Annotated in this window: 10 protein-coding genes; all 10 read left to right on the forward strand. The window is 52.7% G+C overall.

Going from position 1 to position 13,509, the window contains the following annotated elements; all coding sequences use genetic code 11:
* The first annotated feature begins 126 nt into the window (after positions 1 to 126).
* The 10 genes from bshC to mraY all read left to right on the forward strand — a co-directional run bounded on the left by bshC (position 127) and on the right by mraY (position 13,472).
* A complete protein-coding gene (gene bshC, locus DX130_RS04065; RefSeq protein WP_240644312.1) occupies positions 127 to 1,770 on the forward strand; it encodes a bacillithiol biosynthesis cysteine-adding enzyme BshC in 1,644 nt (547 codons plus the stop codon).
* A gap of 29 nt (positions 1,771 to 1,799) precedes the next feature.
* Positions 1,800 to 3,059, forward strand: coding sequence for an adenosylhomocysteinase (locus DX130_RS04070; protein WP_116043035.1), 1,260 nt, complete (start codon positions 1,800 to 1,802; stop codon positions 3,057 to 3,059).
* Positions 3,060 to 3,292: 233 nt separating this feature from the next.
* Positions 3,293 to 3,730 (forward strand): division/cell wall cluster transcriptional repressor MraZ, encoded by a 438-nt coding sequence (mraZ, locus tag DX130_RS04075; RefSeq protein WP_116043037.1) that lies wholly within the window; start codon positions 3,293 to 3,295, stop codon positions 3,728 to 3,730.
* 47 nt (positions 3,731 to 3,777) lie between these two features.
* Complete coding sequence (gene rsmH, locus DX130_RS04080) at positions 3,778 to 4,731, forward strand: 16S rRNA (cytosine(1402)-N(4))-methyltransferase RsmH (protein ID WP_116043038.1); 954 nt, start codon at positions 3,778 to 3,780, stop codon at positions 4,729 to 4,731.
* Positions 4,732 to 4,750: 19 nt separating this feature from the next.
* A complete protein-coding gene (gene ftsL / locus DX130_RS04085; protein ID WP_116043040.1) occupies positions 4,751 to 5,152 on the forward strand; it encodes a cell division protein FtsL in 402 nt (133 codons plus the stop codon).
* An 11-nt stretch (positions 5,153 to 5,163) separates the two neighbouring features.
* Complete coding sequence (locus DX130_RS04090) at positions 5,164 to 7,488, forward strand: penicillin-binding protein (protein WP_116043041.1); 2,325 nt, start codon at positions 5,164 to 5,166, stop codon at positions 7,486 to 7,488.
* Between the two features lie 104 nt (positions 7,489 to 7,592).
* Positions 7,593 to 9,533, forward strand: a complete 1,941-nt coding sequence (locus DX130_RS04095) for a stage V sporulation protein D (RefSeq protein ID WP_116043043.1) — start codon at positions 7,593 to 7,595, stop codon at positions 9,531 to 9,533.
* A gap of 78 nt (positions 9,534 to 9,611) precedes the next feature.
* Positions 9,612 to 11,099, forward strand: a complete 1,488-nt coding sequence (locus tag DX130_RS04100) for a UDP-N-acetylmuramoyl-L-alanyl-D-glutamate--2,6-diaminopimelate ligase (RefSeq protein ID WP_116043045.1) — start codon at positions 9,612 to 9,614, stop codon at positions 11,097 to 11,099.
* The gene (locus DX130_RS04105; protein ID WP_240644462.1) at positions 11,099 to 12,511 is read left to right on the forward strand and encodes a UDP-N-acetylmuramoyl-tripeptide--D-alanyl-D-alanine ligase; all 1,413 of its coding nucleotides are present in this window, start codon (positions 11,099 to 11,101) and stop codon (positions 12,509 to 12,511) included. Before DX130_RS04100 ends, DX130_RS04105 begins: the two co-directional genes overlap by 1 nt.
* A 4-nt stretch (positions 12,512 to 12,515) precedes the next feature.
* Positions 12,516 to 13,472, forward strand: a complete 957-nt coding sequence (mraY, locus tag DX130_RS04110) for a phospho-N-acetylmuramoyl-pentapeptide-transferase (protein ID WP_116043049.1) — start codon at positions 12,516 to 12,518, stop codon at positions 13,470 to 13,472.
* Positions 13,473 to 13,509 lie beyond the last annotated feature (37 nt).

Consider the following 13,509-nt stretch of genomic DNA (forward strand, 5'->3'; position numbering starts at 1 on the left):
CTTTTTTGCTTTGACGGGCCCCTTGTTCTTTGTGTACAATGACTTTGGCGTTACTTTTAGATGGGGTACCGTATCGGATTGTCTCACCCATTCAACATAATATTACACATAAGGGAGGATTGGCTGATGATGTCAACAGAATCGTATCGTCTTCCCGTTGCCCAGCCATTGACGGAGGCTTACATTCATCGGACGGATGAAAGAATTGAGGAATTATACAGTTATCATGCAGGAAATGAGGGGGATTGGGAGCGCCGTTCCCTTGCACTGCGCGACTTGACTCCTACAAGAGCGAATGCGGCTGCCGTTGCGGATAGCCTGCGCGTATACCAGGCGAAATGGGGAGCTTCGGAAGAAGCGCTGGCTAACATTGCAGCGATTAGTGAAGGTGCGCCTGTTGTGATTGGTGGACAGCAGGCCGGTCTTTGGACAGGCCCGCTGCTTGTTATCCATAAGGTCGTATCCATCATACATGCCGCGAGATCGGCAAGCGAGCAGCTTGGAACAAAGGTTGTGCCCGTCTTCTGGATTGCGGGCGAAGACCATGATTGGGATGAAGCGAATCATACGTATGTCATTACAGCGGAGCAGGAGCTGAAGAAGCTTGCAGCAGCAAGACCGGAGGGACCAAGAACATCGGTTAGCCGGACTGTGCTCGCTCCTGAAGCTTGGGAGCAATTGATTGCCGATTTGGAGCAATCATTGCCTCATTCCGAATTTAAGCCGCAATTGCTGGAGAAGCTGACGGATCTGTCCGGGCAAGCGTCTTCGCTGTCGGATATGTTTGCAGGACTGCTGAGCTACTTGTTCGGATCGGAAGGTCTAGTATTGCTGGATGCGGATTGTCCGGAGATCCGCAGACTGGAAGCTCCCATGTTCCGAAAGCTGATCGAGCGCAATGACGAGCTGGAGCAAGCTTATCTATCTGCTGCAGATAAGGTGAAGTCCTTGGGATATACTCTGCAGGCGGATGTTGTTCCCGGAAGCGCGAATTTGTTCCTGTTCCATCCGGAGAAGGGTGGAGAGCGCACACTGCTTCATAAGAAGGAAGGCTCCTTCCAAGACCGTAAGGGACTATCCTCGTGGACAGCTGAGGAGCTGCTTCAGATTGCAGATGAGCAGCCGGAGCTGCTGAGCAACAATGTGCTTACCCGTCCTTTGATGCAGGACTATTTGTTCCCGGTGCTTGGAACGGTGCTTGGCCCGGGTGAGATCGCCTATTGGGCCCTCACAGGAGGCGCCTTCCGCACACTTGGCATGGAGATGCCGATCATTGTTCCGCGTATGTCCTATACACTCATTGAAGGGACTATCGCGAAAAATATGGCCAAGTACGAGCTCTCGTTCAGGGATGTCATGGAACGGTTCGACGATTGCAAGGAAGCTTGGTTAAAGGAACAGGATGGACTGGCCATCGAAGAGAAGTTTGGCGCTGTCAGAGCGTCATTCGAGGAGATGTACAAGCCATTGGTCGATATGGCGGCTACCGTACAAGCGGGGCTTGCCAAGCTCGGAGAGACCAATATGACCAAGATTCTGGAGCAGATCAGCTACATGGAATCCAAAACGGTGGATGCGTACAATAAGCAATTCGAGGCATCGATTAGACAATTAGATCGTGTTGCAACGGCTATTCTACCGGCAAGGAAGCCGCAGGAGCGCGTGCTCTCGATGGTCGTCTATTGGAATCGCTACGGCGATGCATGGCTGAGCAAGCTGCTTGACGCGCCATATGACCGTACGGGCGGACACGAAATCGTCTATTTATAAGCATACGAAACTCATTGGAGGGAACTGTTTTGAGCCTATTGGAGAAAAATATTATTGCAGATCCGACGCTTGCGCCGGAAGGTCATTTGAAGATTGATTGGGCGAGCGCCCACATGCCGGTATTGAACGAGATCAAGAAGCAATTCCAGAAGGATCAGCCGTTCAAAGGACTGAAGGTATCGATCTGTCTTCACTTGGAAGCGAAGACGGCTTATCTGGCCAAGGTAGTCCAGGCAGGCGGTGCGGAGGTGACGATTACAGGCAGCAATCCGTTGTCCACGCAGGATGATGTGTGCGCGGCGCTGGCGGAGGACGGCATTACTGTATTCGCCAAGTACAACGTGACCCCCGAGGAGCTAAAGGCTCTGAACATCAAGGCGCTGGAATCGAAGCCGGATCTCATCATTGACGACGGCGGCGATTTCGCTACGCTGCTTCACAGCGAATGTCGGGAGCTTGGCGTTAATCTGCGCGGAGGCGCAGAGGAAACAACGACAGGCATTATCCGTTTGAAAGCTCTGGAGAAGGAAGGTTCGCTGAGCTTCCCGATGGTTGCTGTCAACGATGCATATTGCAAACATTTATTCGATAATCGCTATGGTACGGGGCAATCCGTATTTGATGCCATTAACCGTACGACCAATCTTGTCGTTGCCGGCAAAACGGTAGTCGTTGTGGGATACGGCTGGTGCGGCAAAGGCGTGGCAATGCGCGCGAAAGGACTTGGCGCTACGGTAATCGTGACCGAAGTTGATGCAATCAAAGCGGTAGAAGCCTATATGGACGGATTTGCGGTAATGCCAATGCAAGAAGCGGCCAAGCATGGCGACATGTTCATTACTGTGACAGGCAATCGCAGCGTTATCCACGGTGAGCATTACAAAGTGATGAAGAATGGAGCAATCCTCTCCAATGCCGGTCACTTTGATGTGGAAGTGAACAAGGTGGATCTGGCAGCGATGTCTACAGGCAAGCGTACGGTGCGCCACAATATTGAGGAGTTCAAAATGGAGGACGGCCGCAGTATCTATCTGCTGGCAGACGGCAGGCTGGTCAATCTGGGGGCTGGCGACGGCCATCCTGCAGAAATTATGGATATGACTTTCGCCCTTCAAGCGTTGTCCCTCCGATATGTGAACGAACAGTTCCAATCGTTAGGAAGCAAGGTTGTCAATGTTCCGTATGAGCTGGATGAGCAAGTGGCTAGACTGAAGCTGGAGTCGCTTGGTTTTGGAATCGATAAGCTATCACCGGAGCAAATCGCTTACTTGGACAGCTGGAATAGTTAATAATGGTTTCTCCATCTATGGATCTAGGACTTTTTGCGGGGTAGAATCAAGCTTCTGGACCCTGAGAACTAATCCTTATAAAGCGTCTAGGAATAGATGATTAATAGTCTAAATTAATTTATGAAAATCCTGCTCATGGAGCAGGATTTTTATTTTAGGTGGCGAAGTACTGTTACAAGGTGGGGAAAAGTGGGACAAAGTGGGGCATATGGGGGAAGGGGTGGAGCGGCATCATGTTTATGGGTGAATATCAACATAGCATCGATGAGAAGGGGCGCATTATTATTCCTTCTAAATTCCGCGACTCGTTAGGTACAGCCTTTATTGCCACACGAGGTCTTGATAATTGCTTATTCGTCTATCCGATGAGCGAGTGGAGCGTACTGGAGCAGAAGCTGAAGACGCTGCCGCTTATGAAGTCCGATGCGCGCGCTTTCACCCGGTTCTTTTTCTCCGGGGCAACGGAATGCGAGTTGGACAAACAGGGAAGGGTAAATATACCAAGCCATCTAAGGGAATATGCGAAGCTGGATAAAGACTGCATGGTGCTGGGCGTATCCAGCCGTGTAGAGATCTGGAGCAAACAGACATGGGAAGGCTACTATGAGCAATCAGAGCAGACCTTTAATGAAATTGCCGAAAAGCTGGTTGATTTTGACTTTAACTTTTAAGTTTGAGCTGACATCTAGGTGGACAATAGGAATGGGAGGACTAATGCGTGTTTCAGCATAAAACGGTGTTATTGGAGGAAGCGGTTGACGGCTTGGCGATCAAGCCGGACGGCATATACGTCGATTGCACGCTCGGAGGAGCGGGACATAGCGAGCTAATAGCATCCCGCCTCGGTGCAGGAGGACGATTGATCGCATTCGACCAGGACGACTGGGCGCTGGATAATGCGCGCAAGAGGCTTGCCCCATATATGGATAAAGTAACGCTTGTACGAAGCAACTTTCGTTACCTGGAGCAGGAGCTTCGGGGCTGCGATGTACCGATGACAGACGGAGTACCGCAGGTGGACGGCATCTTATTCGATCTTGGCGTATCGAGTCCGCAATTGGACGAGGCAGAGAGAGGCTTCAGCTATAATCATGACGCGCCGCTGGACATGAGAATGGACAGGGAGAGCGATCTGACGGCATACGATATTGTGAATACATGGGACGAGCGGGACATTGCACGCATTCTCGACCGGTACGGTGAGGAGAAGTTCGCCCGCAAAATTGCGAAAAATATAGTGAAGACTAGACAGCAAGCGCCGATCGAGCAAACAGGCGAGCTGGCAGAGCTAATTAAGGTTTCCATTCCTGCGGCTACGCGGAGAACGGGCGGCCATCCCGCTAAGCGTTCCTTCCAGGCGCTGCGGATCGCAGTCAATGATGAGCTGGGTGCAGAGGAGGAAGCGCTTGAACAGAGCATCAGGTGTCTGGCTCCCGGCGGGAGAGCTTCAGTAATTACCTTTCACTCCTTGGAGGATCGAATCTGCAAGCAGATTTTCGCAAAATATATAGAGAAGTGTACATGCCCGCCAGACTTTCCGCTTTGCGTATGCGGTAATAAAGGCACACTCAAGCTAATTAACCGAAAGCCGATTCTGCCTAGTGAGGCGGAGCTTGAGGGCAATCCAAGAGCTCGATCGGCGAAGCTTAGAATAGCCCAGAAACTGGGATAAAAGAGGGGGATATCTACTAGTGGCGTACGTAAATGGTAATCTGGCGCTTCAGCCAAAGCGAAAGCCGGAACAAAAAGAAGTCATTCGCGAAACAAAAAAAGTTGTCATCAAACGCAAGTCATTGCCCGTACAGGAGAAGCTCTTGTATTTGTTCACAGTTATCGTCTGTGTTGTCGTAGCCGGCATTATTATTTCTCGTTACGCGCACATCTACGATATGAACCTCCATATTAAACAAATGAACACGGAGCAACGGACGCTAAACGTGGAAATGGCGGAGCTGAAGCGCCAAGTTGAGATGCTCAGCGATCCGGAGCGTATCCGTAAGATTGCAGCCACGCAAGGCATGGTCAGCAATATAGAGAACGGTATAACGGTCAAGAAAGATAGCGTCAATCCCAGCATAGCTATGCATGAATAGGGTGTGACATTATGAGTAAACGGATTAAATTGCGTACGTTGTTGTTTGGAGGGGTAATGACCCTCCTTTTTCTCGTTCTCATCGGCAGAATCTATTATGTGCAAGTGGTAGACAGAGATACGTATTATACAATGGCGAAAGACCGCTGGGCGACAACAGAGACGCTGACGGCCAAGAGGGGGACGATTACGGACCGGGACGGCAACGTTCTGGCGATGGACACGCTTGCTTACAATATTTCAGTCAATCCGAGACTGATAGACAAGCTGGGGATAACAAAGGAGGTCATTGACGGGCTGAAAGAGACGCTCGGCATTCCGGAGGATGTCGTTCGCGCGGTAGTTACCGCGAAAAACGACAAAGGGGTGTTATACGCCCACAGAGAGCTGCGCAATGGCGGCATGCAAATCGAGAAGGCACTAGCAGACAAGCTGTCCGAGTTCAGGGAAGAGTTGAAGAAGGATATGCTCGAAAGGGAACTGGGCAATGATACGGGCATCATGATCACCGAGACGCTCAAACGCTATTACCCTCGCAATACGCTAGCCTCACAGCTAGTAGGCTATGTCAGCTTGGACCGCGAGAAGATGACAGGTGTCGAGGCGTACTTCAACGATCGGCTCACTGGCGTGGACGGTTATTTCCGATATGAGAAAGACGGAGCGCGCGTACAGCTTGCCAAAGGCGAGGTCGACTTCCAGCAGGCGAAGGATGGAGACAACATTTCCCTGACGATAGATAACGAAATTCAAAATTATGTTGAGCAAGCGCTTCGTGAAATTATGGTGAAGTATAAGCCGAAGAGTGCAACGGCGATCGCAGCCGATCCCAATACGATGGAGATATTGGCGATGGCCAATATGCCGGATTATGATCCCAACGAATATAATAAAAGTCCATTTACCAATATGTATAACCATGCGGTGGGTTCGCTTTATGAACCAGGTTCAACGTTCAAGATCGCTACATTGGCGGCGGCGGTCGAGGAGGGATTGTTTAACCCTGAAGAAGAGTATCAATCTGGCCGCTATAAGATACCTGGGGATACCGTTGTCATTCGTGACCATAACCTGGACGGATGGGGTCAGATTAGCTTCCTGAAGGGCTTGAAATTGTCCAGTAACGTTGCGTTTATTAAGCTGGGACTTGAAAGACTCGGAGCGGAACGTTTGCGTGATTACTTCACAAAGTTCGGCTTCGGACAGAAAACGGGTATTGAATTAACGAATGAAGCGACGGGATCGATTCGTTTCCGCTACAACAGTGAAATCGCTACAGCATCATTCGGTCAAGGCGTAGCGGTAACCGCGATTCAGCAGGTTGCAGCCGTAGCCGCCGTTGCGAACGGCGGCAAGCTGATGGAGCCGCATGTTATTAAAAGCATTACGGACCCGATGACCAAAACCACTACCATGACGGAGCCAAAGATGGTCAGAAGGGTGGTTTCTGAGCAAACCTCTCGCCAAGTAAGCGAATATTTGGAGCAGGTTGTTTCCGACCAAACGATCGGTACCGGTAAAAACGCCTATATCGAAGGCTACCGCGTAGCGGGGAAGACGGGTACAGCCCAGAAGTTTATTAACGGCAAATATTCACAGGAGAAATTTATGGTGTCCTTTATCGGCTACGCGCCGGTAGAGAATCCGAAGATCGTCCTGTATATTGCTGTTGACGAGCCGAATAACGCCGCGGCAGGCGGCGGTACGGTCGCAGCGCCGGCCTTCCGCGAGATTATGCTGAAAAGTTTGCGGAAGATGGGCGTGGCACCGAACTGGGAGCCGCAGTCCGAGTCGAAGGAAATTAAAGTAAAAGTACCGGACATGAAGGACAAAAATATCGCAAAAGCCAAAGCAGAACTGAAGGGCAAAGCGATGCCGTTCGAAATCGTAGGCAATGGCGGCACGGTTGTGGCTCAGATTCCGGCTGCAGGCTCCTCTATCCATCCAACGCAGCGTCTCTATCTCATTACTGAGCAGCGGAACAAGATTGCGGTGCCGGATCTGACCGGCGTATCGCTCAGGGATGCGCTGGAGCTATCCTCGCTTATCGGAGCGAAGTTGCTCACAGAAGGTACAGGTTTTGTTGTCTCACAGAAGGTAGAGGAGAAGGATGGAACGAGGATCATTCGGGTGAAGCTGTCGCCGCCGATCGGTTCGGACGAATACGTCGAGCTGGATCCGAATGACATAGACGATAGCGGTACGGAGGGCGCCGGCGAAGAAGGCGAGACGGACGGTTCTGATACATCAGCCGGCAGAGGAGATGCTGATTCGTCGGACACAACAGACGGCAAGCCTCCAGCGACTACCGATATTGAGCATGTCGGAGAAAATTAGGACATGGCTCAGCAGCTTGTCATAACCCCTCCTTGTCCCGAATAGGCTGGGAATGAGCGTTAGCGTACGCTCGTTGCCAAGCGGCGGTACAAGGAGGAATAGGAATGAAAGTATCGAATGTGACGGTTAGACGTCGGCTGTTCATCGTGCTGATCCTTGCGGGCGTTGCGTTCATTGCGCTGGGATCTCGGCTTGCTTACGTACAGTTGTGGAAGGGTACAGAGCTGGCGGAGAAAGCGGAGGACTCATGGAGGCGCGACATCCCGTATGTAGCCAAGCGCGGCGAGATATGGGATCGCAATGGCGTTCAGCTTGCCTATAATATCAGCTCGCCAACGGTATGGGCTATTCCTGTGCAGGTGAAGAATCATGAGGAGACGGCGGCAACATTGTCTCGACTGCTGGATATGTCGCAAGAGAACATTTTGAAGAAACTTAAGACCAAAGCGATGATCGTTAAGCTGGCACCCGGCGGCAGGAAGATTACGCTGGAGAAAGCCGACGAAATCCAGCAGTTGAGTCTGGCAGGCATTGTAGTGGCCGAGGACAATAAGCGCTTTTATCCCTACGGCAGTCTGGCAGCTCACTTGTTAGGCTTCACGGGTATCGACAATCAAGGGCTTACGGGTGTGGAATCCAAATACAATGAGATGCTTAGCGGCATACAAGGGAATGTCTCTTGGCTGTCAGATGCTGCAGGACGTCAGATGCCGAATTCCTCCGATATGTACATCGAGCCGAAGGAAGGGCTGACGCTGCAGCTGTCGATCGACCAGGCGGTTCAGACCGTTATGGAGCGCGAGCTCGACCAGGCGATGACATCGCTGCAAGCGAACAGTATTATCGCTATCGCAATGGACCCCAGCAATGGGGAAATTCTTGCTATGGCGAGCCGTCCGACGTACGAGCCTGACAAGTACAAGGAAGTGGCATCCGAGGTCTACAACCGCAATTTGCCGATCTGGATGACTTACGAGCCAGGTTCTACCTTTAAGATCATTACACTCGCGGCGGCTCTGGAAGAAAATAAAGTAGATTTGAAAAACGAGCGGTTTTTTGATCCCGGTGCGGTGGAGATCGGGGGAGCGAGACTGCGCTGCTGGAAGAAGGGCGGCCATGGCAGCCAGACGTTTCTGGAAGTCGTGGAGAACTCCTGCAATCCCGGTTTTGTCGCTTTAGGCAACAGACTGGGCAAGGATACGCTGTTCCAATATATTAAGGACTTCGGATTTGGCACGAAAACCGGCATTGATATTGGCGGCGAGGAAAACGGCATCCTGTTCAAGCTGAGTCAAGTGGGGCCGGTGGAGCTGGCGACAACTGCATTCGGCCAAGGGGTGTCGGTTACTCCGATTCAACAGGTTGCGGCGGTGTCGGCTGCTATTAACGGAGGGACGCTCTACAAGCCTCATGTGGCGAAGGCGTTTATCAACCGGAAGAGCGGGGAAGTCGTGCAGACGATGGAGCCGGAGGTTGTACGCCAAGTCATCTCCGAGGAGACGTCGCGTCAGGTGCGCGAAGCGTTGGAGAGCGTTGTTGCCAAAGGCACGGGGCGCAATGCCTTTATTGACGGCTACCGTGTGGGCGGTAAGACGGGAACGGCGCAGAAGGTTGTGAACGGGCGTTATTCTCCGAATGAGCATATCGTGTCGTTCATTGGCTTTGCACCTGCGGACGATCCCAAGATCGTCGTCTATGTCGCCGTTGATAACCCGCAGGGCATCCAATTCGGCGGTGTCGTGGCAGCTCCGATCGTACGCAATATTATGGAGGACGCTTTGACCATTCTGGATATCCCGCCTCGGGAGAAGCAGATTGACCGGTTATACAAGTACGGCGAGACGCCGATTGTGGCCGTCCCCAATCTGATTGGTAAGAGTGTATCTGATCTCTACGAGGACTTGAATATGAATTTCAACCTGACTTCCGCAGGAACCGGCAAAGTAGTCATTCGCCAGGCGCCTGCGGCAGGTACGCGGGTCGATCGGGGCTCCACGATCCGCATCTATCTGGGCGATGAAGAGGATATCCCTCATTCACACTAAGCTTTCCCCTCGTTAACGCGTTTGCTCTGGGCGGCATATAGTATTCCGTTCAGAGTATTCGAGGGAGGCTTGAAAGAGATGCGTCTGCGCGATCTTACGGATTTGCTCATTACAGCTCGATTGGTTGGGGATGGGGATACGGAGTTTAGAGGTATCGAGAAGGATTCGAGGCTGGTTGAGCCCGGGCAGCTGTTCTTGTGTGTGCCGGGATTGACCGTAGACGGCCATGCTTATGCGGCGGAGGCTGTCCGCAAGGGAGCTGTAGCTATCGTCACGGAGCGGCTCCTCGCACTCGACGTGCCGCAGCTTCTCGTCAAGGACAGCCGGCTTGCAACCGCCATAATCGCGGATCATGTCTATGCCCATCCAAGCGAGAAGATCAAGCTGATCGGTGTGACGGGCACAAACGGCAAGACGACTACGACTTATTTAATAGAAAAAATATGGAATGACCAGCGGATGCAGACGGGCGTCATAGGTACGATCGAATGGCGCTACGACGGCAGATCGTTCCCCATGAAAGGAACGACGCCGGATGCGCATGAACTGCAACGCCAGCTTGGCGAGATGCGGGATGCGGGCATGCGTTACTGCGCGATGGAAGTTTCTTCGCATGCGCTGGAGCAAGGAAGGGTGAAGGGCTGCCGCTTCCGTACGGCGATCTTCACTAATTTGACGCAGGATCATCTGGACTATCATGGTACGATGGAGCAATATGCCGATGCGAAGGGGTTATTTTTCTCCAGACTTGGCAATGCTTACTCGCAGCCGGCGCAGGAGCGTTGCTACGCCGTGCTGAATGCCGATGACGAAGCTTCCGTCCGCTTCAGGATGTTGACTTCCGCTGAAGTCATCACATATGGCATAGAGAAGGAAGCCGATGTACGGGCAACGGCTATATCCGTATCTGCAAGAGGTACTTTCTTCCATGTCCAGACGTTTCGCGGAGAAGCCGATATTCGCCTCCGCCTGCCGGGCAAGTTCAATGTGTACAACGCGCTTGCAGCGATCTCCGCGGCGCTCATTGAAGGTATCGCGCTGGATGATATCAAGACGTCGCTGGAATCGATTCCCGGCGTTCCCGGACGAGTGGAGAGCGTGGAGGAAGGCCAGCCCTTCTCCGTCGTTGTCGATTATGCCCATACGCCTGATGGGCTGGAGAATGTGCTGCGGGCCGTACAGGAATTCGCGGACCATCGCATCATATGCGTATTCGGCTGCGGCGGCGATCGCGACCGGACCAAGCGGCCGCTCATGGGCAAGATCGCAGCCCGTTACGCTGATATGGTCATCGTCACGTCCGATAATCCGAGGACGGAGAACCCGGACCAGATTATGGCGGACATCGCTGCAGGGCTGGCAGAGGGGGAGCAGGATGCGTCCCGCTGCCTATTCATACCAGATCGCCGCGCCGCTATTCAAAAAGCGGTTGAAATGGCAAGCCAAGGCGATGTAGTATTGATTGCGGGGAAAGGTCACGAAACCTACCAACTGATCGGAGGGAAAGTCTATCCTTTCGATGACCGGATTGAAGCAAAAGAAGCTATAAGGGGACTATTACATTGATTAAACGGACAGTAGGGCAGCTCGCGTCCATGTGCGGCGGAGCGCGCAAGGGCGGCCGCCCGGAGGAAATCATAAGCGGTATAATGACAGATGGCAGACTGGCAGGGAGCGGCGAGTTGTTCGTCCCGCTGGTCGGCGACCGGTTTGACGGTCACGACTACGTGGAGCAAGCCGTTGCCAGCGGAGCGAAAGCGATTATGTGGCAGCGCGGCAGGGAGATACCGGCCTCGCTGGCTCATCTTCCGTTCCTGCTCGTGAAGGACACGCTGGAGGGACTGCAGGCGCTGGCCGCAGCCTACCGCAATGAACTGATGGCGCGCGTGATCGGCATTACCGGCAGCAATGGCAAGACGACGACCAAGGATATGACAGCAGCGCTGCTGTCCACTCAATATCGCGTGCTGAAGACAGAGGGGAACTTGAACAATCATATCGGCTTGCCGCTGACCATTCTGAAAATGGACGAGGAGACGGAAGTCGCCGTCCTTGAGATGGGTATGAGCGGTTTCGGCGAAATCGAGCTGCTGACGAAGATCGCACAGCCTGATGTAGCCATCATTACGAACATTGGCGAGGCCCACATGCTGCAGCTTGGCTCGCGCAACGGAATTGCAAAGGCGAAGCTTGAGATTACGGCTGGCCTTGGCGATGACGGCATTCTGCTGTTCAACGGGGATGAGCCGTTGCTCCACGAAGGTCTTGAAGCGATGCATCTGCCGGAAGGCATTACGCTACGCACGTTCGGACTTCAGAGCAGCAACGAGTGGTCAGCGGCGGATATTGGACTTTCAACTGATGGAAGCACCTTCTCCGCTCGTTACAAAGATGCCGACACAGGATTGGAAAAGCTTCATATTTCTACTCCGGGTCGTCATAATATTAGCAATGCGCTTGCTGCAATCGCAGCTGCCCGCGTCTTCGGGGTCAAGCCTGATAACATCGCAACCGGTTACCAAGGGCTGCAATTGACAGGCATGCGGATTGAACCGTCGAAAGCCTATAATGGGGCGACGATACTTAACGATGCTTACAACGCCAACCCCACAGCCGTTCGCGCTGCTATCGACCTGGTAAGCGGACTTAGCGGATTCGGCCGCAGATGGATCGTACTGGGCGATATGCTGGACCTCGGTCCGGAAGAGGAGTCGCTGCACCGGGAGATTGGCGAGTATATAACGAAAGGCAAGGCGGAGGCAGTTGCAACGTTCGGCGCGTTAGCGGCGATTACAGTTGAAGCTGCAGCTAAAAACCTGACGGAAGCGGCAGAAGCCGGCTATGTCCGTCATTTTGAAGACAAAAACGAGCTGGCCCAGTGGGTTCGGGAACAGCTGCACCCGGAGGATCTTGTCCTTGTCAAAGGCTCAAGAGGAATGCGGATGGAGCAGGTTGTCCAAGCTTTGGAGAAGGGGTGAGGAAATGGACATGATGGTCATCTTGTTTTCAATAGGCACTTCTTTCCTGCTAGCGGTACTGCTCGGGCCATTATTCATTCCTTTGCTTCGGCGGCTGAAGTTCGGCCAGCAGATTCGTACGGAGGGTCCGCAAAGCCATTTGAAGAAGGGCGGCACGCCAACGATGGGCGGCATCATTATTATGATTGCCCTCATGATTGCGTTCCTGCGCTTCGCGGACAAAACCCCTGAATTTTGGGTTCTGCTGACGGCATCGCTCGGATTCGGACTGGTAGGCTTTCTGGACGATTATATCAAGATCGTATTCAAGAGATCGCTTGGCCTTACAGCGAAGCAGAAGCTGTTCGGTCAGCTGCTGTTCTCCGTAATCGTGTGTGCTATGCTCTATAATATGAATCATAGTACAGAGATTACGATTCCGGGAACCGCTTGGGGTTTTGATCTAGGCTGGTTCTATTATCCGCTCGTCGTAATCATCATGTTCGCAGCGAGCAACTCCGTCAACTTCACGGATGGACTAGACGGCCTGCTGGCGGGGACAAGCGCGATTGCGTTCGGCGCATTCACGATTGTCGCGCTGCAGACGGTAGCGCATGAGTCTGCCGTCTTCTCGGCCGCGATGATTGGCGCTGTGCTAGGTTTTCTCGTCTTTAATGCCCACCCGGCCAAAGTGTTCATGGGTGACATGGGTTCTTTAGGCATTGGCGGAGGCATTGCCGCTGTTGCGATTCTGACGAAGACAGAGCTACTGCTTATCGTGATCGGCGGCGTCTTTGTTCTGGAGATGCTATCTGTCATTCTGCAAGTGGCTTCGTTCAAAACAAGAGGGAAGCGTATTTTCAAAATGAGTCCGATCCATCATCACTTTGAGCTGGTTGGCTGGTCCGAGTGGAAGGTCGTGACGGTGTTCTGGCTGGTTGGACTGGTGTTCGCCGCGATCGGCATTATGTTCGTTATCTAAAATAATAACTATTACGCAAGAGGCGGTTCTCGCAGGG

It is taken from the genome of Paenibacillus paeoniae (genome assembly GCF_003388735.1).
GTDB classification, from domain to species: Bacteria; Bacillota; Bacilli; order Paenibacillales; family Paenibacillaceae; genus Pristimantibacillus; species Pristimantibacillus paeoniae.